This is a genomic window from Leucobacter sp. PH1c (genome assembly GCF_000633415.1).
Taxonomy (GTDB): Bacteria; Actinomycetota; Actinomycetes; order Actinomycetales; family Microbacteriaceae; genus Leucobacter.
Window position 1 is genome coordinate 67,314 of sequence record NZ_AYMV01000011.1, and the last position, 26,130, is coordinate 93,443.

The window sequence follows — 26,130 nt, forward strand, 5'->3', positions numbered from 1 at the left end:
CCGCTGGGCCCCGGTGCAGGCGGCCCTGGAGAGCCTCGGTACACTGAGAATATGAGTCTCCCCTCGGCAGAACCCACCGTGATCGCTCCGTCGCCCGCGGCGCTCCGCGCTGACGGCAGCCCGCGCAGCTACACCGTGCGCACGCTCGGCTGCCAGATGAACGTTCACGATTCCGAGCGACTCTCCGGCTCCCTCGACGCCGCCGGCTATGTCGCCGCGGAAGACCCCGCCGCGGCCGACGTCATCGTCATCAACACCTGTGCGGTGCGCGAGAACGCGGCCAACAAGCTCTACGGGCAGCTCGGCCACCTCGCGGGCGTGAAGCGCGGTCGTGAGGGCATGCAGATCGCCGTTGGCGGGTGCCTCGCGCAGAAGGACCAGGGCACCATCGTGGAGAAGGCGCCCTGGGTCGACGTCGTCTTCGGCACCCACAACATGGGCTCGCTCCCGGCCATGCTCGAGCGCGCCCGGCACAACGCCGAGGCACAGGTCGAGATCCTCGAATCGCTCGAGGTGTTCCCGTCCACGCTGCCCACGAAGCGCGACTCCGCGTCGAGCGGGTGGGTCTCCATCTCCGTCGGCTGCAACAACACCTGCACCTTCTGCATCGTGCCTGCACTTCGCGGCAAGGAGAAGGACCGCCGTCCCGGCGACATCCTCGCCGAAGTGCAGGCACTCGTCGACGATGGCGCGATCGAGGTCACCCTGCTCGGGCAGAACGTCAACACCTACGGCGTCGAGTTCGGCGACCGGCAGGCCTTCGGCAAGCTCCTCCGTGCGATGGGCGAGATCGAGGGGCTCGAGCGCGTGCGCTTCACGAGCCCGCACCCCGCGGCCTTCACCGACGACGTGATCGCCGCGATGGCGGAGACCCACAACGTCATGCCGTCGCTTCACATGCCACTGCAGTCCGGCTCCGACGCGGTGCTGAAGGCCATGCGCCGCTCGTACCGCTCGAAGAAGTTCCTCGGCATCCTCGACTCGGTGCGGGAACAGATCCCGAACGCGGCGATCACCACCGACATCATCGTCGGCTTCCCGGGGGAGACCGAGGAGGACTTCGCCGAGACGCTCCGCGTGGTCGAGGCTTCCCGCTTCTCCAGCGCCTTCACGTTCCAGTACTCGATCCGCCCCGGGACCCCGGCTGCGACGATGGAGGGCCAGCTCCCGAAGGACGTCGTACAGGAGCGCTACGAGCGGCTCATGGCGCTCCAGGAGCGCCTCTCGCTCGAGGAGAACCAGGCCCAGATCGGGCGCACGGTCGAGGTGCTCGTCTCCGTCGGCGAGGGCAAGAAGGACGCCGCGACCCGGCGCCTCTCCGGCCGCGCCGAAGACAACCGCCTGGTCCACTTCGCCGTCCCCGAGGGGGCCGCGGAGCCGCGCCCCGGCGACGTCGTCACCGTGCAGATCACGGCCGCGGCGCCGCACTTCATCATCGCCGACGAGGTTCCCGGCGTCTACGCGGTGCGCCGCACCCGTGCGGGCGACGCCTGGGATCGCCGCCAGGCCGAGAGCTGCGGCGTGCCCGCCCCGACCGGTGACGCAGCGCCGCGCGCGGTGAGCCTCGGGCTCCCCGCGATCCGCACGCGATGAGCGCCCCCGGCCCGGCGGTCTGGGCCGTCGTCGGAGCGACGGGCACGGGGAAGTCCGCGCTGTCGCTCGACCTCGCCGAAGCGCTCCGCGAGCGCGGGCGCGCCGCCGAGATCATCAACGCCGACGCGATGCAGTTCTACCGGGGCATGGACATCGGCACCGCCAAGCTGCCCGTTGCGGAGCGGCGGGGCATCCCGCACCACCTCTTCGACGTGCTGGATCCGGCCGACGAGGCCACCGTCGCCTGGTACCAGCCCGCCGCCCGGGCCGCGATCGCCGCGATCCACGCGCGCGGCGCCGACGCGATTCTCGTCGGCGGATCGGGGCTCTACGTCTCGAGCGCGATTTTCGACTTCCAGTTCCCGCCGCGCGACGAAGAGATCCGCGCCGAGCTCGAGGCGGAGCTCGCCGCAGCCGGTGTGGCGCCGCTCCTCGCCCGGCTCGCGGAGCTCTCCCCGGAGACCGCGGCGAGCGTCGACGTGCAGAACCCCCGCCGCGTGGTGCGCGCCCTGGAGGTCGCCCTGCTCGGCGGCGACGCGCGCACGACGCTGCCCGCGGATCCCGAGCTCTGGCACCCCGCCACTCGGATCCTCGGCGTGCACCTCGACCGCGCCGAGCTCGTCGCGCGCCTGGACGCCCGCGTCGAGGGCATGTGGGCCGCGGGACTCCTCGACGAGGTGCGCGCCCTCGTGCCGCGCGGAATCGAGCGCGGGCCCACGGCCTCGCGCGCCATCGGCTACGCCCAGGCGCTCGCGGAGCTCGGAGGAACCCTCTCCACGGCTGACGCGATCGCCGAGACCCAGGCCCTCACGCGCCGCTACGCGCGCCGCCAGGTGAGCTGGTTCAAGCGCTACCCGGGGATCGAGTGGCTCGCGCCCGGGGAGCTGCCGGATCTCGGCGGACGACCGGAGTAGCCCCCCGTCCGGAGGGGCGCCCGGCTGGAGGAGCGCCCGCTCGGCGGACGGCCCGCTCGGCGGAGCGCCTGATGACACAGCGCCGGTGCGGCCTCAGCCGGTCGGGAGCGCGATCCCGCGAGCGCGCGCGTGCAGCGCTCGGATCTCCGCCGTGAGCTCCGGCGCGGGGCCCGCGACCGGCACTCCGGGCGCCACCTCCTGCACGGGCAGCGGGGCGACCGGGCCGGCGGCGACGCCCCACTCGGCCAGCCAGGCGCTCAACTGCGCGGTGCTCGCCGCGTAGACGATCCGGCCGAGCCCGACCCAGCCGTGGGCGGCGGCGCACATGGGGCAGTGCTCGCCGGAGGTGTAGACCGTGCTCGCCGCGCGCGCCTCCGGGCTCAGGTGCGCGGCGGCCCAGCGGGCGATCTCGAACTCGGGGTGCCGCGTGGCGTCCCCGTCGCGCACGCGGTTGCGGTCGGCGAAGCGGACCTCGCCCGCGGGATCGACGAGCAGGGAACCGAACGGTTCATCGCCGGCGTCGAGCGCCTCCCGCGCAAGCTCTACGCAGCGGCGCAGGAACGGCAGGTCCGCTGCGGTGGGCGCGGCCGCTCGGGGACGTGGGGGCTGCGAGGTGGACATGGCCCCACGGTAGCAGCGCGGCCAGGCGCTCGATAGGGTGAGAGCTCCGCGCGCTGCGCGCGGCCGAGAGGAGCTCGTCGTGCCGTTCACGATCCGCCCGTTCGCCGAGCGCGACACCGCCGCCGTCATCGCGCTGTGGGAGGCGCGCGGCCTCACGCGCCCGTGGAACGATCCGGCGGCCGACATCGCGGCCAAGCTCCGGGTGCAGCCCGAGCTGTTCCTCGTCGCGGAGGAGGGCGACGCGATCCTCGGCTCCGTGATGGCGGGCACCGATGGGCACCGCGGCTGGCTCTACTACCTCGCCAGCGCGGCCAGCCGTGCGGGCGAGGGGATCGGGCGCGCGCTCGTCGCGGAGGCTGAGGCGCGCCTCGTGGAGCTCGGCTGCCCGAAGGTGCAGCTCATGGTGCGATCGGAGAACGCGGAGGTCATCGGCTACTACCGCGCGCTCGGCTACGCGGACTCCGATGTCGTCGTGCTCGGCAAACGGCTCGACGCAGCCCCGTAGACTGAGAGGCATGACGACCCTCGCGTTCACCAAGGGCCACGGCACGGGCAACGACTTCGTGCTCTTCACCGATCCCGACGGAGAGACCACCCTGTCGCCCGAGCAGATCCGCTTTCTCTGCGACCGGAACTTCGGGATCGGGGCCGATGGCGTCATCCGCGCGGTGCGCTCGCGCGCGCTGCCCGAGGGGGCGGCGAGCCTCGCGGAGGAGCCTGAGGCGGAGTGGTTCATGGACTACTGGAACGCTGACGGGACGCCCGCCGAGATGTGCGGCAACGGGATCCGTGTCTACGCCCACTACCTGATCTCGGAGGGCCTCGTCGCCCCCGAGCGCCGGGACACGCTGCCGATCGGCACGCGCGCCGGTGTGAAGGACGTGCTCGCCGGGGTCTCGGGCTACACCGTGGATCTGGGGCGCTGGCGCCTCGCACCTGAGCGCCTCGTCGCGGCGCACGGCCTGCCCGTCGCGCGCCCGGGGCTCGGGATCGATCTCGGGAACCCGCACCTCGTCGCCGCGCTCGCCCATGTGGACGAGCTGGAGGGCCTCGACCTCACCCGCGCCCCGGCGCTGGAGCCCGCGCCTGCGGACGGCGCGAACGTCGAGTTCGTGGTGCCCGAGGACCCGCTCGTCGTGGACGGAGTCGCGCGCATCCGCATGCGCGTGCACGAGCGCGGCGTCGGCGAGACGCTCTCCTGCGGCACGGGTACGGCTGCCGCAGCGCTCGCGTTCCGGCACTGGGGCGGCGCCGGGATGCCGAACCACTGGCGCGTCGATGTGCCCGGTGGGCGCCTGGCCGTGCGCATGTTCCCCACGGAGGAGGGCGAACACGTCTCGCTCAACGGGCCGGCGGAGCTCGTCTACTCGGGCGTGATCGAGCTGCCCGCGGCGTAACGCCGCCGAGCTGCCCGCGGCGGAGCGCCGCCAAGGTGCCCGGGCGGAGGGTTAGTCCCGCTCCGCCCGGATCACGTGGAACCCCTTGTCGCGGGCCGCGCGGTCGACCGCGAGCTCCGGGAACTCGGTCGCGATCCAGCGCTGCAGCGAGTCCGCGCCGAGGTGCTTCGCCACCACGAGGTGCGCCGCGCCGCCGGGCGCGAGCCGCGGCAGCCAGAGCTGCAGCATGCCGTGCAGCACCTCCTTGCCGACGCGGATCGGCGGGTTCGAGCGGATCTCCCCGAACGTGAGCTCGGCTGGCACGTCCTCCGGGGCGGCGACACGCACCCCGGGCAGGCCGAGCCGCGCGGCGTTCGCGCGGGTGAGCTCGCGCGAGCGCTCGTTCACGTCGACCGCCCAGACCTCGCGCTCGGGATCCTCGAGCGCCGCGGCCAGCGCGATCGGGCCCCAGCCGCAGCCGAGGTCGAGCACGGCGCCAGGGCGGGGATCCTCGGCCCGCTCGAGCGTGCGCAGGAGCACCTCGGTGCCGCGGTCGAGGTGCTCGGGGCTGAAGACGCCCCCGGCGGTGTGCACCTGGCGGGGGGCGCCCGCGAGCACCACCTCGATGTCGCGCGGGCGGAAATCGCCCGTGGGGGCCTCGGAGAAGTAGTGCTCGGTCACCCACCCAGTATCGCAGCCCGCGCGCGCTGCGGTCCGCCGTGCCTGCGCCGTCGGCGAACGACCCGTGCGGTGCGGACGCGCCCGACGTACACTGGAGGCCAGATGACGAAACGTGTTCCCGCAGATGCCGACCAGGAATTCACCGACGAGCCTGCGATCGACGACGCCCCCGAGACCGCCTCGGATCCGCTCGCGCGGCTGCTGAGCCGCGCCGAGCGCGCCGAGTCGGCGACGGTGATCCGCGACCTCACGGGCGGCGCGCAGGCGCTTGGCGATGCCGAGCACGACGAGCTCGGCGCCGACGTCGATGCGATCCGGATGGAGCGCGAGGATCGCGCCTCCCTGAAGCGCGTGGTGGGGCTCTCCACTGAACTCGAAGACGTCACCGAGGTCGAGTACCGGCAGCTGCGTCTTGAGAATGTCGTGCTGATCGGCATCTACTCGGAGAAGTCGGCCGAGAACGCCGAGAACTCCCTGCGTGAGCTCGCGGCGCTCGCCGAGACCGCGGGCGCGAACGTGCTCGACGGGCTCCTCCAGCGCCGGCAGAACCCCGATCCCGCCACCTACCTCGGCAAGGGCAAGGCTCAGGAGCTCGCCGAGCTCGTGGCCGCCGTCGGCGCCGACACCGTCGTGGCCGACACCGAGCTCGCTCCCTCCCAGCGCCGTGCGCTCGAGGACGTCGTGAAAGTGAAGGTGATCGACCGCACTGCCGTGATCCTCGACATCTTCAGCCAGCACGCGAAGAGCCGCGAGGGCAAGGCCCAGGTCGAGCTCGCGCAGCTCCAGTACCTGCTGCCGCGCCTGCGCGGCTGGGGCGAGTCGATGTCCCGCCAGGCGGGCGGCCAGGTCGGCTCGGGCGGCGCGGGCATGGGCTCGCGCGGTCCCGGCGAGACGAAGATGGAGCTCGACCGCCGGAAGATCCACACCCGGATGGCGAAGCTGCGCAAGCAGATCGCGGGCTTCGCTCCCGCGCGCGAGGCCAAGCGGGCCAACCGCAAGCGCGGCGAGGTGCCCTCGGTCGCGATCGCGGGCTACACGAACGCCGGCAAGTCGAGCCTGCTGAACCGTCTCACCGGTACGCAGGAGTTCGTGCAGAACCAGCTCTTCGCGACCCTCGACACGGCGGTGCGGCACGCGGAGACCGAGGACGGCCGCAGCTTCACCTACGCCGACACCGTCGGCTTCGTGCGCGCCCTGCCGCACCAGCTCGTGGAGGCGTTCCGCTCGACGTTCGAGGAGGTGGGCGAGGCCGACGTGATCCTGCACGTGGTCGACGGCTCGCACCCCGATCCCGAGGCGCAGCTCCGCACCGTCCGCGAGGTGATCGCGGAGGTGGACGCGCAGGGGATCCCCGAGATTGTGGCCTTCAACAAGTCGGACCTCATCGACGACTCGCAGCGCCTCGTGCTGCACGGGCTCGTGCCCGACGCGGTCTTCGTGTCCGCGCGCACGGGCGAGGGGCTCGACGAGCTCGCACGCCGAGTGGACGCGGCGCTCCCGGTTCCGGATCGCGAAGTGACCGTCGTGGTGCCCTACGACCGCGGCGAGCTCGTCGCCGAGCTGCACGAGCGCAATCGCGTCCTCGAGACCGAGTACGTCGAGACGGGCACCCGCGTGCGCGCCTACGTGACGCCGGAGATGCTCGCGAAGCTTGAGCCGTACCTCGGGGCGCCCGAGGGTGCGGCCTCGGCGTAGCCGCGCCGTCACGCGGCGTAGCACGCCGTAACACGGCGTAGTTCATACGCCGAAACATGCGCGCGGTGCGGGGCCGCCCGAGGTTAGCGTGTGAGAGCCCGGGGCACCCGCCGGGCCTCGCCCCGCACGTTCCCGGAGGATCCCATGACCGCTCCCGCCCACCCCACCGCGCCCGCCGGCGTCACCCCGCTGCCGCAGGCCACGATCCTCGGCTACCCCCGGATCGGCCGGCGCCGCGAGCTCAAGCGCGCCGTCGAGTCGTTCTGGAAGGGGAACCTCTCGAAGGACGAGCTCCTCGCCGCGGCCCGCGAGCTCCGCGCCACGACCCGGAGCCGCCTCGTCGAGCTCGGCCTCCCCGCGGCGGGCGGCGCGGTGCCCGAGAGCTTCAGCTTCTACGACCAGGTGCTCGACGCGACGCTCGCGCTCGGCGCGATCCCGCAGCGCTTCGCCGACATCGCCGAGCAGGGCGACGACCTCGCGAGCTACTTCGCGCTCGCCCGCGGCGACGAGGCGCACCAGCCGCTCGAGATGACGAAGTGGTTCGACACGAACTACCACTACAGCGTGCCCGAGATCTCCGCGACGACCCCGCTCGCGGCGAACCCCGCAGCGCTGCTCGCGCAGCACGTCGAGGCGGCGGAGCAGGGGATCGAGTCCCGCCCCGTGCTCGTCGGCCCCGTGACCTACCTGCTCCTCGCGAAGCCCGCCCACGACGCGGGCGAGGGCTTCGCACCGATCGACCGGCTGGACGAGGTCGTCGCCGTCTACGCCGAGCTGCTCCGTGCGCTCGCCGAGGCGGGCACCGCGTGGGTGCAGCTCGACGAGCCCGCCCTCGTCTCGGATTCCCTGTCCGTGCCGCGTGAAGAGGTGCTCCAGCTCGTGGAGCGCGCCTACGCCGTCCTCGGCGCGGCCGAGGCGGGCGCCGAGCGGCCCGCGATCCTGATCACGGCCCCGTACGGCGACTCGTCGGCAGCGCTCGCGCGCCTGGGTGCGCTCCCCGTCGAGGCGGTGCAGGCCGACCTCGTGCGCGGCACGCTGCCCGAGGCGGCGCTCGCCGACGGCTCGCTCGCCCGCGCCTTCGCCGGGACGCAGCTCGTCGCCGGCGTGATCGACGGCCGCAACATCTGGCGCACCGACCTGCGCGCGGCGCTCGCGACCGCGGCCCGCATCGCGGACGCGGGAATCGCGACCGTAATCGGCACGTCGAACTCTCTGCAGCACGTGCCCCACGACGTCGCCGACGAGACTCAGCTCGACGCGCGCCTCGCATCCTGGCTCGCCTTCGCCGACCAGAAGGTGGAGGCGGTCGGCGTGCTCGCGCGCGGCCTCGCCGAGGGCGCCGCGGCGGTCGAGACCGAGCTGGCCGCCACCGAGGCGGCTCTCGCCGACCGCGCCGCAGCGCCCGGCGTGCGCGTGGACGGGGTCCGCTCCCGCGCGGCCGCGGTCACCGCAGCCGACCGCAGCCGGGCCGACGAGGCGGATCGCCGCGCAGCCCAGGAGGGCATCGGCGTACCCGAGCTCGCCACCACCACGATCGGCTCGTTCCCCCAGACGACCGAGATCCGCAAGGCCCGCGCCGCCTTCGGCCGCGGCGAGATCGACCAGGCCGCGTACGATGGCTTCCTCCGCGAGGAGATCGCCCGCGTGATCCGCCTCCAGGAGGAGATCGGCCTCGACGTCCTCGTGCACGGCGAAGCCGAGCGCAACGACATGGTCCAGTACTTCGCCGAGCTGCTCGACGGCTTCGCGGTGACCGAGCACGGCTGGGTGCAGTCGTACGGCACCCGCGCGACGCGGCCCTCGATCCTGTGGGGCGACGTCTCGCGCCCCGCGCCCATGACCGTCGCGTGGTCGGCCTACGCGCAGTCGCTCACCGAGAAGCCGGTGAAGGGCATGCTCACGGGCCCCGTGACGATCCTCGCCTGGTCGTTCGTGCGCGACGATCAGCCCCTCGCGGACACCGCCGAGCAGGTGGCGCTTGCGCTCCGCGACGAGATCGACGACCTCGTCGAGGCGGGCATCAAGATCGTGCAGGTCGACGAGCCCGCTCTGCGCGAGCTGCTCCCGCTCGATGCGGACCGTCAGGCCGCGTACCTCGACTGGTCGGTCGGCGCGTTCCGCCTCGCGACGAGCGGTGCCGCGAGCGACGTGCAGATCCACACGCACCTCTGTTACTCGGAGTTCGGGGAGATCATCGGCGCCGTCGACGGTCTCGACGCCGACGTGACGAGCATCGAGGCGGCCCGCAGCCGCATGGACGTCGTGGACCCGCTGGGCGACCACGGCTACTCGCGCGGGATCGGCCCCGGCGTCTACGACATCCACTCGCCCCGCGTGCCGAGCGCCGCGGAGCAGGAGGAACTGATCCGGATCGCCGCCGCGCGGATCCCGGGCCAGCAGCTCTGGGTGAACCCCGACTGCGGCCTCAAGACCCGCGGCTACGACGAGACGGTCGCGAGCCTCACGAACCTCGTGCAGGCCGCCCGCGCCGTGCGCGGAGCGTAGCGCCGTGGCCCAGGGTTCCTTCGCGCCCTGGCCTGCCGACGGCCTCCCCACGGAGGCCGTCGGCTCCCTGCCGCGCCCGGCCCGCCTGCAGCGGGCCGTGCTCGACGCGGACACGGGACTGGCCACGGCCGCGGAGCTCCGCGCGGAGCAGGATCGCGCCGTCGCCGACACCATCGAGCGCTTCGCCGCGACCGGCTCCCCGATCGTGGGAGACGGCGAGCAGCGGCGCGAGAGCTTCGCGAGCTACCCGCTCGGCACCGAGGACCTCTCGGCCGGGCCGGTGTTCGCCGTGTTCGCCGACGGTCACCACCGGGTGATCCCGAGCCTCGCGAGCGCGCCCTTCCGCTTCCAGGCCTGGGCTGCGGAGGACGTGGCCGCCGCGCGCGCCCTCACCGAGCTGCCGCTCAAGCAGGCCGTGATCTCCCCGTCGATGCTCTCGCTCATGGTGCCCGAGGGCGGCGTGGGCGAGTACCGGCGCGAGGACTTCCTGGAGGACGTCGTCGCGGGCTGCGCCGAGGACATCCGCCGCTCCTTCGCGGCGGGCGCCTCGCGCGTCTCGATCGACTTCACCGAGGGGCGCCTCGCGCTCCGGCGCGACCTCCGCGCCCCCTGGGCGGGGCCGCAGGCGCTCGGGGGCTTCATCGAGCTCATCAACCGGGTGCTGGATCGCCTCACCCCGGAGGAGCGGAGCGCCGTCGGCGTGCACACCTGCCCGGGCAACGACAACGACTCGGCCCACAGTGCGGACATCGACTACGCCGAGCTGCTGCCGGAGCTGTTCCAGATCGAGGCCGGCTACTTCCTCGTGCAGGCCGCGGGGGAGAAGGAGCCGGATCGCGTGGCTCGGCTCGTGGGCAGGCAGCTGCGCGGGCGCACGCGCGCCGCCGCCGAAGCCGGCACGGGCGGCGCGGTGCCGCGCGTGCTCCTCGGCGTGACAAACCCCACGAACCCGAAGCTCGAAACCGCCGAGCAGGTGCGGGATCAGCTGGTGCGCGCCGCCCGCTTCATCCCGGCCGAACTGCTCGGCTCGACCGACGACTGCGGTTTCTCGCCCTACCTGATCGATGAGAAGCCGCGGCACGGCTCGCCCGATTTCGCGCGCGACGTGGCGTTCGCCAAGATCGCCGCCCGTGTGCGGGGCACGGCGCTCGCCGCAGAGGAGCTCGCGGGAAGCCCGGGTCTCGCTGGGGCGGGGATCTCCTACGCCGGGTACGGCGCGACGGGGAAGCCCGCCGCCGGAGCGGCCGATGAGGGTGCGGGTGCCGCTGGCGCGCCCGGTGCAGGCGGTGACGGCGGTGACGGCGGGGCCGATCCGGCACCCGCGGTTCCCGCCGCTGCGCGCGAGGGGGCCGGCGCATGAGCCCCGATCTCCTGACCGGGAGCGCGCCCACCCGGGCGCGCTTCTCCTTCGAGGTGTTCCCCGCGCGGAGCGGCGCCGCCGCGCTCGCGCTCGGGCACGCTGTGCAGCACCTGTCCGCGGCGGGCCCCGACTTCATCTCGGTCACCTACGGCGCGAACGGCTCCAACCGGGACGCCTCGGTCGACCTGCTGAAGTACCTCCGTGATCACACCGACGCGCTGCCGCTCGCCCACCTCACTACGGTGGGGGAGTCGCGCGAGGCCGTGCGGCGGGCGATCCACGGCATCATGGACGCCGGCGTGCACGACTTCCTCGCGCTGCGCGGGGACCCGCCCCGCGGCCGCACCGAGGCCGATCCGGAGGTGTCCGGCTCGCTCTCGGCGCTCGAACTCGTCGAGCTCGTTGCCGAGGCGCGCGCCGAGCGCCCCGCCCTCACGAGCGTGGGCCGCACGGCGGTTGCGGCGTACCCGAACGGGCACCCGCTGTCCCGCTCGCGAGCGGAAGACATCGAGTGGCTCATCGCCAAGCAGGAAGCGGGCGCGCAGTTCGCCATCACGCAGCTGTTCTTCGAGGCGGACGAGTACCTGTCGTTCGTCGCCGATGCTCGCTCCGCCGGCCTGCGGATCCCGGTGCTGCCCGGGCTCATGCCGGTGTCGACGAGCGCGCAGCTGCGCAAGGTGGCCCAGCTCGCGGGCCGGCCCGCGCCGGGGCTGCTCGCGGCCGAGCTCGCCGAGGCGGGCGGCTACGCCCCCGAGCTCGGCGTGGAGCACACGGTCGAGCTCGCGCGGCAGCTCCTCGCTGGCGGGGCGCCCTCCGTGCACCTGTACACCTTCAACCGGCACGAGCAGGTGCTGGCGGTCCTGCGGGAGCTTGACCTGCTCACCCCGTCCCCGCTGGGGTAGGGCGGGAGGCTCGGCGCAGCCGCAGCCCCGCCCCGAGGCGCCTCTGTTCTCGGAGAAATCTCAAATCTCGGAGCCTGCCCCGTGAAAAGCTCCGAGATATCGGATTTCTCCGAGGAATCGGGGAGCCGCGGAATCAAGGAGCCGCGGACCCAAGAACCCGCGGGAACCCGAGCGCTCGCTCACACCGCCTGGGGGAAGTCGGCGGCCGCGCGCTCGGCGAGGTGCTGCAGATGCTCGGGCACCTCGCGCCCCGTGCGCAGCATGGTCTCGGCCCAGAGCCGACCCGCGCGGTACGAGGACCGCACGAGCGGGCCCGCGAGCACGCCCGAGAAACCGAGTTCCTCGGCCTCGGCCTTCAGTTCCACGAACTCCTCGGGACGCACCCAGCGGTCGATCGGGTGGTGGAGCGTCGTGGGCCGGAGGTACTGCGTGAGCGTGAGGATGTGGCAGCCGGAGTCGCGCAGCTCGCGCATGGTCTCGGAGATCTCGGCGCGAGTCTCGCCCATCCCGAGGATGAGGTTCGACTTCGTGATCATGCCTGCCGCGCGGCCCTCGGCGATCACCTCGAGCGAGCGCTCGTAGCGGAAGCCGGGGCGGATCCGCCGGAAGATCCGGGGCACGGTCTCGAGATTGTGCGCGAACACCTCGGGCTCCGCGGCGAAGACCTGCGCGAGCCCGTCGGAGCGGCCGCCGAGGTCGTCGACGAGCACCTCGACGCCGGATCCCGGGTTGAGCTCGTGGATCTGCCGGATCGTCTCGGCGTAGAGCCAGGCCCCGGTGTCGGGCAGATCGTCGCGGGTCACGCCCGTGATGGTCGCGTAGCGCAGCCCCATGGTGCGCACGGATTCCGCGACCCGGCGCGGCTCATCGCGGTCGAGGGGCAGGGGTTTTCCCGAGGTGATCATGCAGAAGTCGCAGCGGCGCGTGCAGATCGACCCGCCGATCAGGAACGTGGCCTCGCGGTCCTCCCAGCACTCGTAGATGTTGGGGCAGCCCGCCTCCTGGCAGACGGTGTGCAGCCCCTCCGATTTCACAAGGTCGCGCACATCGCGGTATTCGGGACCGGTGCGGGCGCGGGTCTTGATCCACTCCGGCTTGCGCTCGATGGGCGTCTGCGCGTTGCGCGCCTCGACGCGGAGCAGCTTCCTGCCCTCGGGCTCGGGGCGCGTGCCGGTCGAGGGCAGGATCCGGGCGCTCATGCGGTGATCCCCTCGAGCGCGCGGAGGAGGGCGGAACGCAGGTGGGGCGCCGCGTCCGCGGGGGTGATGGTGCGGCCGGCGAGCTCGCTCAGTGTGCTCACGCCGGCGTCGGTGATCCCGCAGGGCACGAAGTTCGCGAAGGGGTCGAGCGAGTTGCTGCAGTTGAGTGCGACACCGTGCGTAATGATCCCCGCGCTCGCGTGGATCCCCACCTGGCCGAACTTGACGGGAGCGATTCCGGGAGCGGGCGCTGCCCAGGCCCCCGCGCGGCCGTCGATCCGGATCCCGGTCACCCCGAAGGCGGCGGCGGTTTCGAGCAGCGCGCCCTCGAGTACGCGCACGCAGTCGACGACGCCCACGCCGGTGGCGAGCCGCACCACGGGGTAGCCGACGAGCTGGCCGGGACCGTGCCAGGTGACTTTCCCTCCGCGGTTGACGGGCACGACCGGTGTGCCGTCGACGGGGAAGTCGGAGGGATCGGATCGCCGCCCGGCGGTGTAGACCGCCTCATGCTCGAGCAGGATCAGCGTGCCGTGATCCGTGCCTGCCACGAGCCGGTCCGCCGCCGACTCCTGGAGGAGCAGCCCGTCCGCGTAGGGCACGGGCGTCGCGAGGCGCTCGGTGACCCTGATGGCCGGGGGCGCGGGGCGCACGGATTGGGGCGGGATCGAGGTCCCGTGCGGCGGATGCGCGGCGAGCGCGGCGCGGGCGCGCTGGGGCGGGGTGGCGGTGTGAACGGCGTGTGCGATCATGGCGCCATATTAGATGTACCCGGTTCAACAAATCAACATCGCACAAAAAAGGGCCCCTCCGTGGAGGGGCCCTGAGGGGCGCGGGCGGACGTGCCGCCGCGGCTCAGACCGAGCGGAAGACCGCGACGACTTTGCCGAGCACCTCGGCGTGATCGCCGACGATCGGCTCGAACGCGCTGTTGCGGGGGAGGAGCCAGGTGTGGCCGTCGCGCCGGCGGAACACCTTGACCGTAGCCTCGCCGTCGAGCATGGCGGCCACGATGTCGCCGTTCTCCGCTTCGCGCTGCTGGCGCACCACCACGAAGTCGCCGTCGCAGATCGCGGCGTCGATCATCGACTCGCCCACAACGCGGAGCATGAAGAGCTGGCCGTCGCCGACGAGCTGGCGGGGGAGCGGCACGATCTCCTCGACCTGCTGATCCGCGGTGATCGGCACGCCCGCGGCGATCTGCCCGACGAGCGGGACATAGGCGGCCTCCTCGGGCTGGGGGCCTGCGCCGTCCCCGAGGGCCTCGCTCGTGCTCGCGAGCTCGACCAGGATCTCGAGTGCGCGCGGCCGGTTCGGATCGCGGCGGATGTAGCCGCCCAGCTCCAGCCGGCTGAGCTGGTGGGTGACGCTGGACAGGGAGGAGAGGCCGACGGCGTCGCCAATCTCGCGCATGCTCGGCGGGTAGCCGCGGGTCTCCACCGAGCGTGCGATGAACTCCAGGATGGCCTGCTGCTTCTCGCTCAACGGCTTCCTGGGACGGGCTGCTGCGACGTCGCTCATGGCGGTCCTTTCGCGCCCGGAGGGGCGGGGCTCGTGGCGGGGATCGATGAATGTCTGAGGTGCCTGATTCAGTGATCTCGTTGTCGAAACCCTAGCCCCGCCCTCGCGGCGGGGGCAAACATCTGTTCGAGTGTCGTTCGAAAAGATCGAAACTGATCTTCGAAGCAGGGCTTGCGGTTTCGAATACTCGAAGATATATTCGAAACAGATGTTCGCATGGCGCCAGCCCGCGGGCGTCGCGACGAAAGGAAGTCCCATGAGTGCCGCAACTCTCACCGGATCCCGGATCACCGCTCCCGCGTCCGTTGCCGCCGAGCGCGCAGTCGCGCTCGCAGCTCCCACTCGCCTGCGGCTGACCCGTCGCGGGCGCATCGTGCTGGGCGCGCTCGCCACGGTGGTCGTCGCCGCGGCACTCGCGCTCCTCGCGACGTTCGCCGCTCCGCAGGCGAGTGCGGCAGATCCTTCCGAGGGCGGCCAGGAGTTCTCCTACGTCGTGGTCACCCCGGGGTCCTCGCTGTGGGAGGTCGCCACCGAGCTGGATCCGACGGCGGATCCGCGCGATCTCGTCGCGGAGATCGTCCACCTGAACCAGCTCGTCGACTCGGGCGTCGACGCCGGTCAGCCGCTCGCCGTTCCGCTCCGCTACGCGGACAGCCCCGCCACCATCCCCGCCGCAGAACTCGGCCTCCCGGAGTAGGGAAGCGTGCGTCCGTCGGGGCCTGGGCCTGCGCCTCGGCCTGGTCGCTCGGACGGCGCTCCTCGCTCACGCGAAGTACCGCACGAAGTAAAACTAGACTGGGGCTGTGACCAGCCTCAGTGATCTCCCCCTCCGCGACAACCTCGTCGGCCAGCAGCCGTACGGAGCCCCGCAGGATCCGGTGCCCGTCAGCCTCAACGTCAACGAGAACACGCATCCCATCCCCGACGAAGTCGTCGAGGACATCGTGCAGTCGCTGGCCCGCGCCGTCCGCGGGGTGAACCGCTACCCGGATCGCGAGTTCCTCGAACTCCGCGAGTCGCTCGCGGGATACCTCGGTCACGGCCTCACCGCCGAGCAGCTCTGGGCAGCCAACGGGTCGAACGAGGTGCTGCAGCAGATCCTGCAGGCATTCGGCGGCCCCGGCCGCTCGCTGCTCAGTTTCAGCCCCACCTACTCGATGTACCCGCTGCTCGCCGCCGGCACCGACACTGCCTGGATCGACGTGCCCCGCCCGGCCGACTACGTGCTCACCCCCGAGCTCGTCACCGCGGCGATCGCCGAGCACGCCCCCGACATCGTGATCCTCTGCGGCCCGAACAACCCGACCGGCACGGTGCTCGACCGCGAGGTCATCCGCGCCGCCTCCGAGGCGAGCGCCGGCATCGTCATCGTCGATGAGGCGTACCAGGAGTTCGACGCCGAGACGGAGAGCGCCGTCGCGCTCCTGCCGGGCCGCCCCCGGCTCCTCGTCTCGCGCACGATGAGCAAGGCCTTCGCCTTCGCCGGGGTGCGCCTCGGCTACCTCGCCGCAGACGCGGCGGTCGTCGACGCGCTCCGACTCGTGCGCCTCCCGTACCACCTCTCCGCGCTCACCCAGGCGGCGGCCACCGCCGCGCTCCGCCACTCCGGCGCCATGCTCGGTGCGGTCGCCGAGATCCGCTCCGAGCGCGACCGCCTCGACGCGGCACTCACCGAGCTCGGCTACCAGGTGCACCCCTCGGGCTCGAACTTCCTGCTCGTCGGGGGCTTCGCCGACCCGGCGGCTACTTTCGAGGCGCTCCGTGCTCAGGGGATCCTGATCCGCAACCTCAGCATCCCCGGCCACCTGCGCATCACGGCGGGGACCCGGGAGGAGACGAGCGCGGTGATCGACGCCATCGCGGCGCTCGGCCCGGGCGGCGCACGAGCCTGAGAGTTCGGTGAGGGTGCGCTTCGGGCGCCGGATAGCCTGGAGGCATGCCTCAGCCACCCGAAGCCCTGCCCCGTCATGAGCTCGAGCGGAAGCTCCGCCGATCCCGCACGCTGAACCTCGCGCTCGGCGCGGTCGCGATCGCCGGGCTCGTCTTCGGGGGCGTCCAGCTGGCGCAGGCTGGTTCGGGCGGCTCCGGCTCCGCCGCCGGGAACGCGGCAGGCAGCGGCGCGGGCACCTCTGGGGATGGCGCCTCCGGCTCGGGCGGCGATGCCACGGGCGCGAGCCTTGAGCGGCGCGACCCCGACGACACGATGGCGATCGGCGACATCGATGCTCCCGTCGTGATGAGCGAGTGGATCGACTTCCGCTGCCCGTTCTGCGCCGTCTACTCCCGGGACACCCTGCCGGTGCTCATCGAGGAGTACGTGGAGACCGGCAAGGTCCGGATCGAACTGCACGACGTCGCCTACTTCGGCGAGCAGTCGACGCGCGCCGCCGTGGCCGCCCGCGCCGCGGGGGAGCAGGGCAAGTACTTCGAGTTCGTGCAGGCGATCTACGAGGCTGCCCCCGAGAGCGGCCACCCCGAGCTCCCGGCCGAGGAACTCCTCGCGTTCGCGAAGCAGGTGGGCGTGCCCGACCTCACGAAGTTCGAGGCCGACATGACCCGCGCGGATCTGCAGGAGGCCGTCGCGCAGAGCACGGCACAGGCGCAGCAGCTCGGGGTGAGCGGCGTTCCCTTCTTCGCGGTCGACGGGCAGGCGCTGAGCGGCGCCCAGCCGGTCGACACCTTCCGCGCGCTGCTCGACGAGGCCGTGGACGCCGCGAAGTGACTCGAGCCCCGCGCACCGAGATCCCGGCGGCGCGCCGCGCAGCGCCGCACACCGGGCTGCGCGCGCAGCGGCGCGAGGCGCGCTGATGTCGCTCAGCCTCCTCGGCGCGTTCCTCGGCGGCGTGCTCACACTGCTGAGCCCCTGCTCGGTCATGCTCCTTCCGGCGTTCTTCGCCTACGCGTTCTCGAGCCCGGGCGCGCTGCTCGCGCGCACCGGCGTCTTCTTCCTGGGCCTCGCGACCTCCCTCGTGCCGCTCGGGCTGCTCGCCGGGACGCTCGGAGCCTGGGTGAACCAGAACCGCTTCGCGCTCGTGACGGTCGCCTCCGTGCTCGTCATCGTGCTGGGCGCGGCCATGCTGCTCGGGATCCGGATCCCCGGGGTCGTCCCGCAGCAGGGCGCGAAGAGCGCGTCGATCGCCTCGGTCTTCGCCCTCGGCACGGTCTACGGCCTCGCGGGCGTGTGCGCGGGCCCGCTGCTCGGCGCGGCGCTCGCGTTCGCGGCGTTCGGCGGCAACCCGCTCCTCGGCGGCCTCGTGCTGCTCGTGTTCGCCGCGGGGATGACGGTGCCGCTCGTGCTCCTCGCCCTCCTCTGGGACCGGGTGCCCGCGGTGCGCCGCCTGGTGCGCCCGCGCGAGCTCGTGATCGGGCGCTGGCGCAATGCGTGGACCAACGTGATCGGCGGGCTCCTCACGATCGGGATCGGCATCCTGCTGCTCGTCACGCAGGGCACCACCTCGCTCGGGGGCGTGCTCGGCGCGACCGCGCAGGCGCAGCTCGAGGCCCAGGTGATGGGCTGGGCGAATGCGGTTCCCGGGTGGGCGGTCGCGATCGTGTTCGCGCTCCTCGTGGGGATCTGGCTCGGGGTGTTCCTCGGGCGTCGGCGCCGCGGGCGCCGGGCCGCGGCCTGACCCGGAAGCCGGATAGACTGGCGGCATGACCGCAGCCACACGCACGGCCTCGCTCGAGCGCTCCACGAGCGAGTCCCAGATCAGCCTGAGCCTTGACCTCGACGGCACCGGTGCCTCCGACGTCCAGACCGGGGTGCCCTTCTTCGACCACATGCTCACCGCGTTCGCGCGCCACTCGCTCACCGACCTGACGGTGCGCGCCCAGGGCGACGTCGAGATCGACGTGCACCACACGGTCGAGGACACCGGAATCCTGCTCGGCCAGGCCCTCCTCGAAGCGCTCGGCGACAAGCGGGGCATCTCCCGCTACGGCGACGCGCTCGTGCCCCTCGATGAGGCGCTCGCTCAGGCGGTCGTGGACATCTCCGGGCGGCCCTACCTCGTGCACTCGGGGGAGCCGGCCGGCTTCGAGTTCCACCTCATCGGCGGCCACTACACCGGCTCGATGGTGCGGCACTTCTTCGAGGCGCTGACGCTCAACGCGCGCCTCACGGTGCACCTGAAGCTCATCGAGGGGCGCGATCCGCACCACATCGCCGAGGCGGAGTTCAAGGCCTTCGCACGCGCGTTCCGCCAGGCCAAGGCGCTCGATCCGCTCGTCACGGGCGTGCCCTCCACCAAGGGCGCGCTGTGAGCGCAGCGACCGGGGCACGCCCCCGCGTCGCCGTACTCGACTACGGCTCGGGCAACGTCCACTCCGCCGTGAAGGCCCTCGCGGCCGCCGGCGCCGAGGTCGAGCTGACGCGGGATCCGCGCGCGGTGCAGGAGGCCGATGGCCTCCTCGTTCCGGGCGTCGGCGCATTCGACGCCGTGATGCAGCAGCTGCGCGCGGTGCGCGGGGACGAGCTGATCGACCGTCGACTCGCGGGCGGGCGCCCCGTGCTCGGCATCTGCGTCGGCCAGCAGGTGATGTTCGCGCGCGGGATCGAGCGCGGGCAGGAGACCGAGGGGCTCGACCAGTGGCCCGGCACGGTGCGCGAGCTGCGCGCTCCCGTGCTGCCGCACATGGGCTGGAACACCGTCGATGCCCCTGCGGACTCGCGGCTCTTCGCCGGGATCTCCGACGAGCGGTTCTACTTCGTCCACTCGAACGCCGCGACGGAGTGGGAGATCGAGGGCCGCAGCGCGGCCACGAAGCCCCGCGTCACCTGGGCCGAGCACGGCGAGCGCTTCATCGCCGCCGTGGAGAACGGGCCGCTGAGCGCGACCCAGTTCCACCCGGAGAAGTCCGGCGAAGCCGGCATCCAGTTGCTGCGCAACTGGCTCGCAACGTTCTGACCCCACCAAGGAGCACACCACACATGAGCGAGTTCACCGAGGGACCGAAGCTGCAGCTGCTGCCCGCGATCGACATGGTCGACGGGAAGGCCGTGCGCCTCACCCAGGGCGAGGCCGGCACCGAGACGAACTACGGCAGCCCGGTCGACGCCGCGATGGACTGGATCGAGCAGGGCGCGGAGTGGATCCACCTCGTCGATCTCGACGCGGCCTTCGGGCGGGGGAGCAACGTCGCCGTCGCCCGCAAGATCATCAAGCGCGCCGGAACCGCCGTCAACATCGAGTTCTCGGGCGGGATCCGTGACGATGCGAGCCTCGAAGCTGCGCTCGAGATGGGTGCGCGCCGCGTGAACCTCGGTACCGCAGCGATCGAGAACCCCGAGTGGACCCGCGCCGCGATCGCCCGCTTCGGCGATCAGATCGCGGTCGGCCTCGACGTGCGCGGCGAGACGCTCGCGGCGCGCGGCTGGACCGAGGACGGCGGCAACCTGTGGGACGTGCTCGCGCAGCTCGAGGACGCGAACTGCTCGCGCTACGTCGTGACCGACGTGACCAAGGACGGCACGCTGCGCGGCCCGAATCTCGAGCTGCTGCGCGAGATGTGCCAGCGCACCGAGCGACCGGTCGTCGCCTCGGGCGGCGTCTCGAGCCTCGACGATCTCGTCGCGCTGCGCGAGCTCGTGCCGCTCGGCGTCGAGGGCGCGATCATCGGCAAGGCGCTCTACGACGGCGCGTTCACGCTCCCCGCGGCCCTCGACATCGCGGGTCGGCCCGAGTCCGCGGGCGCCGGCGCGAACGCCTAGTCCGAGGCGAGCGGAGAGGGGAACCCACGCGGTGGCGATCAAGAAGCTCCCGTCGACCGGCGATGCGCCGCGCTCGACCGGCGTCCCGGAGAGCCTCGTCGCCGGCGGCGCGGCAGACTCCGCGGGCTTCCCGTGGGAGGGCCGCACGTTCGACCATCACGGCACGGCGTTCTCAGACGACGCCGGGGAGACCCCCGTCCACGTCGCCGAGGCGGTCGGCCGCCTGCGCGCAGCGGCCCGCGCCGCCGCCGAGGCATCGAGCGCCGAGGCGCACTGGGCGGCCGTCGCCGAGATCGCCGCGGCGCACGGCGACGTGATCGCGGCCCTTGCGACGGCGCGGGTGCTCGTGCCGATGCTTGCCGAGGCGGGCGACCTCGGCCTCACCCCCGAGGGGAAGACGGTCGAGAAGACCCAGGAGCTCTCGATCGTCACGGTCGCGGCCCCCGACGGGCGGCGCGTGCTGCCCGTGTTCAGCTCGGTCGAGACGCTCGGCCGCTGGCATGACGAGGCGCGTCCCATCCCGGTGCCGGCGACGCAGGCGGCGCTCGCCGCGGTGCAGGAGGAGACCGACCTCCTCATCCTCGACGCCGCGACGCCCGAGGCCGAATACGGTGTGCGGCGCCCCGCGCTTCGCGCCCTCGCGCTCGGGGAGCCCTACGTCCCCGCGTGGGCCGACGACGATGTGCACGCCGCCTTCCGCGCGGCGACGGCCGAGGAGCCCGCCGTGGTGGAGCTCTGGCTCGCGCCGGGTGACCCCGAGGGGCGCCTGCTCGCCCCCGAGGTCGACGTGCACCTCCGCCTCGCGCCGGGCCTCGACCGCGCCGCGCTGAGCGGGCTGCTCGAGCGCCTGCAGGGCCGCTGGGCGAGCGCCGAGGTGATCGCGGAGCGCGTCGACTCGATGCGGGTGCGGCCGAGCGCCGCGTAGCAATCCGTTCGGGTTTCCGCCGCGCGGGCGCGACGGCCTGCTACGCTCTCGGGGTGCCTCCGGCGCCGCGCAGCCCCATTGCGCGGCGTCGACCTCCGACGAAGCGAGAACGATGACGCAGACCACCTCAGCCCCCGCCGCGCCGCAGCGCGCCGAATGGACCGGCCAGATCGGCTTCATCATCTCGGCGATCGGTTCCGCGGTCGGCCTCGGCAACATCTGGCGCTTCCCCGGCGTCGCGTACGAGAACGGCGGCGGGGCCTTCCTCATCCCGTACATCGTCGCGCTGCTCACCGCGGGCATCCCGATCCTCTTCCTCGACTACGCGATCGGCCACCGCTTCCGCGGCTCCGCCCCGCTCGCCCTCCGCCGCCTCGCGGGGAAGCTCGGCGAGGGCATCGGCTGGTTCCAGGTGATGATCTGCGTCTTCATCGCGATCTACTACACGGCCGTGCTCGCGTGGGCGTCGAGCTACTTCGTGTACTCCTTCGACCTCCGCTGGGGCGACGACGCCGCCGGCTACTTCACGGGGGAGTACCTGCAGCTCTCGGCCGAGCCGTTCAGCGGCACCTTCGTGCCCGCCGTGCTGATCCCGCTCGTGATCATGTGGATCGTGGCGCTCGTCGTCCTCGGCGCCGGCGTCGTCCGCGGCGTGCAGCGCCTCAACATGGTCGCGATCCCGCTCCTCGTGGTGGGCTTCCTCGTGCTCGTGGTGCGCGCCCTGTTCCTCCCCGGCGCGGCCGAGGGCCTGAACGCGCTCTTCACCCCCGATTTCGCGGCGCTCGCCGATCCCTCGGTCTGGGTGGCGGCCTACAGCCAGATCTTCTTCTCGCTCTCCGTCGCCTTCGGCATCATGATGACGTACGCGTCCTACCGCCGCCGCCGCTCGAACATGACGAGCCCGGGCCTCGTGGTCGCGTTCGGCAACTCGTCGTTCGAGATCCTCGCGGGCATCGGCGTCTTCGCGACGCTCGGCTTCTTCGCGCACCAGCAGGGCGTCGCGGTCGCCGATCTCGAGGGCCTCAAGGGCGTCGGCCTCGCGTTCATGACGTTCCCCGCGATCGCCGCGGAGATGCCCGGCGGCGAGATCTTCGGCGCGCTCTTCTTCGGGGCGCTCACGCTCGCCGGCCTCACCTCGATGATCTCCATCATGGAGGTGATCCTCGCGGGCGTGATGGACAAGTTCGGCCTCACGCGCCGCAAGGCCGTCTACGGCATCGGCGGCGTGCTCGCGGTCATCTCGGTCGTGCTCTTCGGCACCCAGTCGGGCCTCACCGCGCTCGACACGATCGACAATTGGGCGAACAACATCGGCATCGTCTCCTCGGCCGTCGTGATGACGATCACGGTGCTCTGGATCCGCCGCGCGGGCACCGAGCTCTCGGGTCACCTGAGTATCCTGTCGACCTTCCGCGTCGGCCGCACGTGGCTCTTCTTCGTGTCGGTGCTCGGGCCGCTCGTACTCGGCTACATGCTCATCGCCACCATCGTCAACCTCGTGCAGGAGCCCTACTCCGGCTACGACACGGGCTACCTCCTCATTGTGGGCTGGGGCTCGGTCGCGCTCATGATCATCGGCTCGATCGTGCTCACGCTCACCCCGTGGCGCTACGATCCGGACCGCTTCACCCCCTGGCCGCCGGTTCCGGCCGCGGTGCGCACGGCGTCCCGCGCGGACGCAGCCGGCCCCGACGCAGCTGAGGAGCGCGCACGATGACCCCGATTGCCATCACATTCCTGACCCTCGCCCTCGTCATCATCTGGGGCGGGCTCATCGGCAGCACGATCTTCCTGTCCCGCCGCCCGGAGGTCGAGGAGTACCCGGCCGGCGGCGAGGATAGCGTGCACGAGCGGCTCGAGTAGTCCGCGGCCGCCCGCTGCGTGCTGTTAGAGCAGGTTGAGCAGCAGCACGTAGCAGGCGGTGCCCGCCGCGATGCTGAGGAGCGCTCGGCGCTTCCCGAGCAGGTGCACCGCGACGGTGACGATCGCCGCCACGGCGACCGCCCAGGCCTGCTCGGGGCGCTTCGCCACCTCGTCGCGCAGCACGACGACGGCGAGGATCAGCATGATGCCGGCGGGCATCCAGCGTCCGAGCGCCTGCACGAACTTCGACTTCCGCAGCGGTTTCAGGATTGCGAAGGGGAGCGCGCGCAGCGCGAGCGTGATGAGCCCCGCGACCACGACTCCGGCGACGAGGTACCCGACTTCAGGCACGTTCGGCCCCTCTCGTGATGACGTAGCGCACCCCGAGGGCGGCGGTGAAGATGAGCAGCGCGGCCAGCAGCGCCTGGCCGGGGAACGCCACGAGGGCGACCGTGACCGCGAGCCCCGCGAGTACGGCTGACGGCACCTCGCGGCGGCTGCGGAGCGCGTCGAGCGTCATGACGATGAACAGCGCGACGAGCGCGAACTCGAAGCCCTCGATGGGCGCCGGGAGCGCCGCGGCGATCGCGACGCCGACGAGCCCGCCGCCGACCCAGTACGCCTGCATGGCGAGCTGGCCGCTCACGATGCGCGCGGACGAGAGCTTTTCCGGCGGCATGAGGACGTAGGTCGCGTAGGCCTCGTCGACCATCGCGTAGGTCGAGTAGGCGCGGGGGAGCCCACGGCGCACGCGCTGCACGGGGAACGAGAGCGCGTAGAACACGTGGCGGAAGTTCACGGCGAACACCGTCACGGCGATCGTCACGAGCGGGGTGGCCGCTGCGAGCATGCCGACGAGCAGGAGCTCGACCGATCCGGCGAACACGCCGATGGCGAGGGCTGGGGAGAGCCACCAGGGGAGCCCGGCCTGGACGACGAGCACGCCGAGCGCGATGCCGAGGGGGAAGATCCCGATCCCGACGCCGAGGGAGTCTCCGAGGCCCGCGCGGATCTGGGCGGCTCGGGTCTGCGGCACCCCCGGGGGAAGTGCGTCGCCGTGCGGATCGGCCGGGGGTTCGTGCATGGAACTATATTCGCGGAGATTCCGCGCAATGTGCATGCGTGATCGTGCCTGATTCGCGGAGTTGGTGCAAGATAGCTGCATGGATGCTCTGGATCGCGCAATTATCGACGAGCTGGTCCGCGATGGCCGGATCACGAACGTGGATCTCGCGTCCCGGGTCGGGCTCACGCCGGGCCCGTGCCTGCGCCGCGTGCAGCGACTCGAGGCAGAGGGTGTGATCCGGGGCTACCGGGCGATCGTCGACCCGCACGCGGTGGGGCGTGGCTTCGAGGTGATCCTCCACGTCGATCTCGTGACGCAGGAGGCCTCGGTGGTGACCGGCTTCGAGCAGGAGGCCGCCGGGCTCCCCGAGGTGTCCGAGTTCAAGCGGCTCTTCGGCACGCCGGATTACTACCTCCGGATCGCCGTCGCCGATCTCGCGGGGTACGAGGAGTTCCTCACGCAGCGGATCATGTCGATCCGCGGGGTGGGCAAGGTGAGCTCGCACTTCGCGATGAAGAACATCAAGTAAGCAGCTGCGCCCGGGCGGGTGCGCCGGGTCGGGGCCCGCCTGCCCGGGCAAGTCCGCCCGGGCGGGATCCGTCCGCCCGGGCGTCGACCTCAGTTGACGGGGCCGGTGTACTTCTCGCCCGGGCCCTTGCCCGGGGCGTCGGGGATCGCGGAGGCCTCGCGGAACGCGAGCTGCACCGAGCGGAGGCCGTCGCGGAGGCTGCGGGCGTGCATGTCGCTCACCTCGGGGGCGCCCGCGGTGATGAGCCCGGCGAGTGCGTTGATGAGCTTGCGCGCCTCGTCCAGGTCGGTCTGGGTCTCGGGATCGTCCGCGAGGCCGACCTTCACCGCCGCGGCGCTGAGGAGGTGCACGGCCGCCGTGGTGATGACCTCGACCGCGGCGACATCCGCGATATCGCGCGTCGCCTGGGCGACGTCGTCCTGTCCCACGCCCTGCTGCGCCTGAGCTTCGGGGCCCGAATCCGCTGCTGCGGGCTCGGTCTGCGGCTGATCGCTGGGGTTCTCGCTCATGCTGTCCTGACTGTTGCTGCGGTGATGTGCTAATATTGATTCGGTTCTCGGCATTTTGCTGAGACGCGGAAGAGGAGATTCTCCCACCCGGCACCAGTTCTAGGTTATCGGGTTGTTGACACCCCGCCTCCCAGGAGGCAGCAGTGAAGGGTGTGGGGCGGCGCGTGCGCGGTCCCGGTCTTCCTCTCCGTGACTCCCGCCAGGGAGCGTCCACGGTTCTCCCGAACGGGAGTGGCCACACTGAAGCAGAGGAGCCGGCGATCAGCGATCCCCGTACGAATGACAGAATCCGCGTCCCCGAGGTGCGACTGGTTGGTGCCAGTGGCGAGCAGGTCGGTGTCGTGCCGATCGAGACCGCACTGCGCATGGCTGCCGACGCCGATCTCGATCTCGTTGAGGTTGCCCCGAACTCGAAGCCCCCGGTGGCCAAGATCATGGACTTCGGCAAGTTCAAGTACGAGGCTGCTCAGAAGGCCAAGGAAGCTCGCCGCAACCAGGCGAACACGGTCCTCAAGGAGGTCCGCTTCCGCCTGAAGATCGACAAGCACGACTACGAGACCAAGACGAAGCGCGCCGTGGGCTTCCTGTCGCAGGGCGACAAGGTGAAGGCCATGATCCTGTTCCGCGGTCGTGAGCAGTCGCGCCCCGAGCAGGGTGTCCGCCTGCTGCAGCAGTTCGCCGAAGACATCGCCGAGTTCGGCACCGTCGAGTCGAACCCCCGGATCGATGGCCGCAACATGGTGATGGTCATCGCCCCGCTCAAGAACAAGTCCGAGGCGAAGGCGGAGCAGAACGCTCGTCGCGCCGAGGAGAAGGCCACGCGGAAGGCGGACAAGGCTTCCGGGCCTGCCGATTCCGACGACTAATTGTCGGCGCAGCGTGCGCCTCGCGCCGCAGCAGCCGTGCACAACGCAGCCCTCGGGCGCGCACACAACAAGGAGAAATCGATGCCAAAGCAGAAGACCCACTCGGGGGCCAAGAAGCGCTTCAAGCTGACCGGCTCCGGCAAGCTGATGAAGCAGCAGGCCGGCATGCGCCACAACCTCGAGGTGAAGTCCTCGCGCCGCAAGCGCCGCCTGAACGCTGAGCAGGTGCTGTCCAAGGGTGACGCCAAGCAGGCGATGAAGCTCCTCGGCCACTAAGCCGCGAGCACCACGCTTT

29 protein-coding genes are annotated in these 26,130 nt (G+C 72.1%); 21 read left to right on the plus strand and 8 right to left on the minus strand.

Annotated elements, in window-relative coordinates:
• The first annotated feature begins 51 nt into the window (after positions 1-51).
• Both miaB and miaA read left to right on the plus strand, forming a co-directional pair.
• Positions 52-1,593 (plus strand): tRNA (N6-isopentenyl adenosine(37)-C2)-methylthiotransferase MiaB, encoded by a 1,542-nt coding sequence (gene miaB, locus U874_RS0103950; protein WP_025133248.1) that lies wholly within the window; start codon positions 52-54, stop codon positions 1,591-1,593.
• Positions 1,590-2,507, plus strand: a complete 918-nt coding sequence (miaA, locus tag U874_RS0103955) for a tRNA (adenosine(37)-N6)-dimethylallyltransferase MiaA (protein WP_025133249.1) — start codon at positions 1,590-1,592, stop codon at positions 2,505-2,507. Before miaB ends, miaA begins: the two co-directional genes overlap by 4 nt.
• 93 nt (positions 2,508-2,600) lie before the next feature.
• Here the strand turns inward: miaA and U874_RS0103960 are convergent, their stop codons facing one another.
• A complete protein-coding gene (locus U874_RS0103960; RefSeq protein ID WP_025133250.1) occupies positions 2,601-3,128 on the minus strand; it encodes a nucleoside deaminase in 528 nt (175 codons plus the stop codon).
• A 79-nt stretch (positions 3,129-3,207) separates the two neighbouring features.
• On the opposite strand from U874_RS0103960, the gene U874_RS0103965 reads away from it, so the two are divergent.
• Both U874_RS0103965 and dapF read left to right on the plus strand, forming a co-directional pair.
• Complete coding sequence (locus U874_RS0103965) at positions 3,208-3,633, plus strand: GNAT family acetyltransferase (RefSeq protein WP_025133251.1); 426 nt, start codon at positions 3,208-3,210, stop codon at positions 3,631-3,633.
• 10 nt (positions 3,634-3,643) lie between these two features.
• The gene (gene dapF / locus U874_RS0103970) at positions 3,644-4,525 is read left to right on the plus strand and encodes a diaminopimelate epimerase (protein WP_025133252.1); all 882 of its coding nucleotides are present in this window, start codon (positions 3,644-3,646) and stop codon (positions 4,523-4,525) included.
• Positions 4,526-4,576: 51 nt separating this feature from the next.
• Here dapF and U874_RS0103975 read toward each other — a convergent pair whose 3' ends face one another.
• A complete protein-coding gene (locus tag U874_RS0103975) occupies positions 4,577-5,185 on the minus strand; it encodes a class I SAM-dependent methyltransferase (RefSeq protein ID WP_025133253.1) in 609 nt (202 codons plus the stop codon).
• A 102-nt stretch (positions 5,186-5,287) separates the two neighbouring features.
• Between U874_RS0103975 and hflX the strand changes: the two genes are divergently transcribed.
• From hflX to U874_RS0103995, 4 genes are all read left to right on the plus strand, one after another.
• The gene (gene hflX / locus U874_RS0103980; RefSeq protein ID WP_025133254.1) at positions 5,288-6,880 is read left to right on the plus strand and encodes a GTPase HflX; all 1,593 of its coding nucleotides are present in this window, start codon (positions 5,288-5,290) and stop codon (positions 6,878-6,880) included.
• 144 nt (positions 6,881-7,024) lie between these two features.
• On the plus strand, positions 7,025-9,385 hold the full coding sequence (gene metE, locus U874_RS0103985) for a 5-methyltetrahydropteroyltriglutamate--homocysteine S-methyltransferase (protein ID WP_025133255.1): 2,361 nt from the start codon (positions 7,025-7,027) through the stop codon (positions 9,383-9,385).
• Between the two features lie 4 nt (positions 9,386-9,389).
• The gene (locus tag U874_RS0103990; RefSeq protein WP_025133256.1) at positions 9,390-10,745 is read left to right on the plus strand and encodes a hypothetical protein; all 1,356 of its coding nucleotides are present in this window, start codon (positions 9,390-9,392) and stop codon (positions 10,743-10,745) included.
• Positions 10,742-11,647 carry a methylenetetrahydrofolate reductase gene (locus U874_RS0103995; protein WP_025133257.1) on the plus strand — a complete coding sequence of 302 codons (906 nt, stop codon included), beginning with the start codon at positions 10,742-10,744 and terminating at the stop codon, positions 11,645-11,647. The genes U874_RS0103990 and U874_RS0103995 overlap by 4 nt, the downstream gene beginning before the upstream one ends.
• 179 nt (positions 11,648-11,826) lie before the next feature.
• Here the strand turns inward: U874_RS0103995 and lipA are convergent, their stop codons facing one another.
• From lipA to lexA, 3 genes are all read right to left on the minus strand, one after another.
• Positions 11,827-12,846, minus strand: a complete 1,020-nt coding sequence (lipA, locus tag U874_RS0104000; RefSeq protein WP_025133258.1) for a lipoyl synthase — start codon at positions 12,844-12,846, stop codon at positions 11,827-11,829.
• The gene (gene lipB, locus U874_RS0104005) at positions 12,843-13,598 is read right to left on the minus strand and encodes a lipoyl(octanoyl) transferase LipB (protein ID WP_025133259.1); all 756 of its coding nucleotides are present in this window, start codon (positions 13,596-13,598) and stop codon (positions 12,843-12,845) included. Before lipB ends, lipA begins: the two co-directional genes overlap by 4 nt.
• A gap of 103 nt (positions 13,599-13,701) precedes the next feature.
• Positions 13,702-14,367 carry a transcriptional repressor LexA gene (gene lexA, locus U874_RS0104010; RefSeq protein WP_025133260.1) on the minus strand — a complete coding sequence of 222 codons (666 nt, stop codon included), beginning with the start codon at positions 14,365-14,367 and terminating at the stop codon, positions 13,702-13,704.
• A gap of 256 nt (positions 14,368-14,623) precedes the next feature.
• On the opposite strand from lexA, the gene U874_RS0104015 reads away from it, so the two are divergent.
• From U874_RS0104015 to U874_RS15295, 10 genes are all read left to right on the plus strand, one after another.
• Positions 14,624-15,064 carry a LysM peptidoglycan-binding domain-containing protein gene (locus U874_RS0104015; protein WP_025133261.1) on the plus strand — a complete coding sequence of 147 codons (441 nt, stop codon included), beginning with the start codon at positions 14,624-14,626 and terminating at the stop codon, positions 15,062-15,064.
• A 106-nt stretch (positions 15,065-15,170) separates the two neighbouring features.
• A complete protein-coding gene (locus tag U874_RS0104020; protein ID WP_025133262.1) occupies positions 15,171-16,259 on the plus strand; it encodes a histidinol-phosphate transaminase in 1,089 nt (362 codons plus the stop codon).
• A 44-nt stretch (positions 16,260-16,303) separates the two neighbouring features.
• Positions 16,304-17,089, plus strand: a complete 786-nt coding sequence (locus U874_RS0104025; protein WP_029987617.1) for a thioredoxin domain-containing protein — start codon at positions 16,304-16,306, stop codon at positions 17,087-17,089.
• Positions 17,090-17,174: 85 nt separating this feature from the next.
• Positions 17,175-17,996: a cytochrome c biogenesis CcdA family protein gene (locus U874_RS0104030; protein WP_025133264.1), complete on the plus strand. Its 822-nt coding sequence runs from the start codon at positions 17,175-17,177 to the stop codon at positions 17,994-17,996.
• A 25-nt stretch (positions 17,997-18,021) separates the two neighbouring features.
• A complete protein-coding gene (gene hisB, locus U874_RS0104035) occupies positions 18,022-18,630 on the plus strand; it encodes an imidazoleglycerol-phosphate dehydratase HisB (RefSeq protein ID WP_025133265.1) in 609 nt (202 codons plus the stop codon).
• Entirely contained in the window at positions 18,627-19,274 is a 648-nt protein-coding gene (hisH, locus tag U874_RS0104040; RefSeq protein ID WP_025133266.1) for an imidazole glycerol phosphate synthase subunit HisH, read from the plus strand. Before hisB ends, hisH begins: the two co-directional genes overlap by 4 nt.
• Positions 19,275-19,297: 23 nt before the next feature.
• Positions 19,298-20,077, plus strand: a complete 780-nt coding sequence (gene priA, locus U874_RS0104045) for a bifunctional 1-(5-phosphoribosyl)-5-((5-phosphoribosylamino)methylideneamino)imidazole-4-carboxamide isomerase/phosphoribosylanthranilate isomerase PriA (protein ID WP_025133267.1) — start codon at positions 19,298-19,300, stop codon at positions 20,075-20,077.
• Between the two features lie 31 nt (positions 20,078-20,108).
• Positions 20,109-21,002, plus strand: a complete 894-nt coding sequence (locus tag U874_RS0104050; protein WP_025133268.1) for an SseB family protein — start codon at positions 20,109-20,111, stop codon at positions 21,000-21,002.
• 112 nt (positions 21,003-21,114) lie between these two features.
• Entirely contained in the window at positions 21,115-22,719 is a 1,605-nt protein-coding gene (locus tag U874_RS0104055; protein WP_025133269.1) for a sodium-dependent transporter, read from the plus strand.
• Positions 22,716-22,865, plus strand: a complete 150-nt coding sequence (locus U874_RS15295; protein ID WP_115651489.1) for a methionine/alanine import family NSS transporter small subunit — start codon at positions 22,716-22,718, stop codon at positions 22,863-22,865. The genes U874_RS0104055 and U874_RS15295 overlap by 4 nt, the downstream gene beginning before the upstream one ends.
• 24 nt (positions 22,866-22,889) lie before the next feature.
• Here U874_RS15295 and U874_RS0104065 read toward each other — a convergent pair whose 3' ends face one another.
• The gene (locus U874_RS0104065) at positions 22,890-23,216 is read right to left on the minus strand and encodes a branched-chain amino acid transporter permease (protein ID WP_025133270.1); all 327 of its coding nucleotides are present in this window, start codon (positions 23,214-23,216) and stop codon (positions 22,890-22,892) included.
• A complete protein-coding gene (locus U874_RS0104070; protein ID WP_025133271.1) occupies positions 23,209-23,949 on the minus strand; it encodes an AzlC family ABC transporter permease in 741 nt (246 codons plus the stop codon). Before U874_RS0104070 ends, U874_RS0104065 begins: the two co-directional genes overlap by 8 nt.
• Positions 23,950-24,028: 79 nt before the next feature.
• Between U874_RS0104070 and U874_RS0104075 the strand changes: the two genes are divergently transcribed.
• A complete protein-coding gene (locus U874_RS0104075; RefSeq protein ID WP_025133272.1) occupies positions 24,029-24,460 on the plus strand; it encodes an Lrp/AsnC family transcriptional regulator in 432 nt (143 codons plus the stop codon).
• 89 nt (positions 24,461-24,549) lie between these two features.
• Here U874_RS0104075 and U874_RS0104080 read toward each other — a convergent pair whose 3' ends face one another.
• The gene (locus tag U874_RS0104080) at positions 24,550-24,969 is read right to left on the minus strand and encodes a DUF1844 domain-containing protein (RefSeq protein ID WP_025133273.1); all 420 of its coding nucleotides are present in this window, start codon (positions 24,967-24,969) and stop codon (positions 24,550-24,552) included.
• Between the two features lie 302 nt (positions 24,970-25,271).
• On the opposite strand from U874_RS0104080, the gene infC reads away from it, so the two are divergent.
• Positions 25,272-25,835: a translation initiation factor IF-3 gene (gene infC / locus U874_RS14120; protein WP_025133274.1), complete on the plus strand. Its 564-nt coding sequence runs from the start codon at positions 25,272-25,274 to the stop codon at positions 25,833-25,835.
• Between the two features lie 81 nt (positions 25,836-25,916).
• Complete coding sequence (rpmI, locus tag U874_RS0104090; protein ID WP_025133275.1) at positions 25,917-26,111, plus strand: 50S ribosomal protein L35; 195 nt, start codon at positions 25,917-25,919, stop codon at positions 26,109-26,111.
• The last annotated feature ends 19 nt before the right edge of the window (positions 26,112-26,130 follow it).

Coding starts and splice junctions, on each gene's coding strand:
- U874_RS0104015 (WP_025133261.1), top strand. CDS start 14,624: ATGAGTGCCGCAACTCTCACCGGATCCCGGATCACCGCTCCCGCGTCC.
- U874_RS0104055 (WP_025133269.1), top strand. CDS start 21,115: ATGACGCAGACCACCTCAGCCCCCGCCGCGCCGCAGCGCGCCGAATGG.
- U874_RS0104030 (WP_025133264.1), top strand. CDS start 17,175: ATGTCGCTCAGCCTCCTCGGCGCGTTCCTCGGCGGCGTGCTCACACTG.
- U874_RS0103960 (WP_025133250.1), bottom strand. CDS start 3,128: ATGTCCACCTCGCAGCCCCCACGTCCCCGAGCGGCCGCGCCCACCGCA.
- lexA (WP_025133260.1), bottom strand. CDS start 14,367: ATGAGCGACGTCGCAGCAGCCCGTCCCAGGAAGCCGTTGAGCGAGAAG.
- hflX (WP_025133254.1), top strand. CDS start 5,288: ATGACGAAACGTGTTCCCGCAGATGCCGACCAGGAATTCACCGACGAG.
- U874_RS0104025 (WP_029987617.1), top strand. CDS start 16,304: ATGCCTCAGCCACCCGAAGCCCTGCCCCGTCATGAGCTCGAGCGGAAG.
- U874_RS0104080 (WP_025133273.1), bottom strand. CDS start 24,969: ATGAGCGAGAACCCCAGCGATCAGCCGCAGACCGAGCCCGCAGCAGCG.
- U874_RS0104070 (WP_025133271.1), bottom strand. CDS start 23,949: ATGCACGAACCCCCGGCCGATCCGCACGGCGACGCACTTCCCCCGGGG.
- U874_RS0103995 (WP_025133257.1), top strand. CDS start 10,742: ATGAGCCCCGATCTCCTGACCGGGAGCGCGCCCACCCGGGCGCGCTTC.
- miaA (WP_025133249.1), top strand. CDS start 1,590: ATGAGCGCCCCCGGCCCGGCGGTCTGGGCCGTCGTCGGAGCGACGGGC.
- lipA (WP_025133258.1), bottom strand. CDS start 12,846: ATGAGCGCCCGGATCCTGCCCTCGACCGGCACGCGCCCCGAGCCCGAG.
- rpmI (WP_025133275.1), top strand. CDS start 25,917: ATGCCAAAGCAGAAGACCCACTCGGGGGCCAAGAAGCGCTTCAAGCTG.
- lipB (WP_025133259.1), bottom strand. CDS start 13,598: ATGATCGCACACGCCGTTCACACCGCCACCCCGCCCCAGCGCGCCCGC.
- metE (WP_025133255.1), top strand. CDS start 7,025: ATGACCGCTCCCGCCCACCCCACCGCGCCCGCCGGCGTCACCCCGCTG.
- dapF (WP_025133252.1), top strand. CDS start 3,644: ATGACGACCCTCGCGTTCACCAAGGGCCACGGCACGGGCAACGACTTC.
- U874_RS15295 (WP_115651489.1), top strand. CDS start 22,716: ATGACCCCGATTGCCATCACATTCCTGACCCTCGCCCTCGTCATCATC.
- miaB (WP_025133248.1), top strand. CDS start 52: ATGAGTCTCCCCTCGGCAGAACCCACCGTGATCGCTCCGTCGCCCGCG.
- priA (WP_025133267.1), top strand. CDS start 19,298: ATGAGCGAGTTCACCGAGGGACCGAAGCTGCAGCTGCTGCCCGCGATC.
- hisB (WP_025133265.1), top strand. CDS start 18,022: ATGACCGCAGCCACACGCACGGCCTCGCTCGAGCGCTCCACGAGCGAG.
- U874_RS0104075 (WP_025133272.1), top strand. CDS start 24,029: ATGGATGCTCTGGATCGCGCAATTATCGACGAGCTGGTCCGCGATGGC.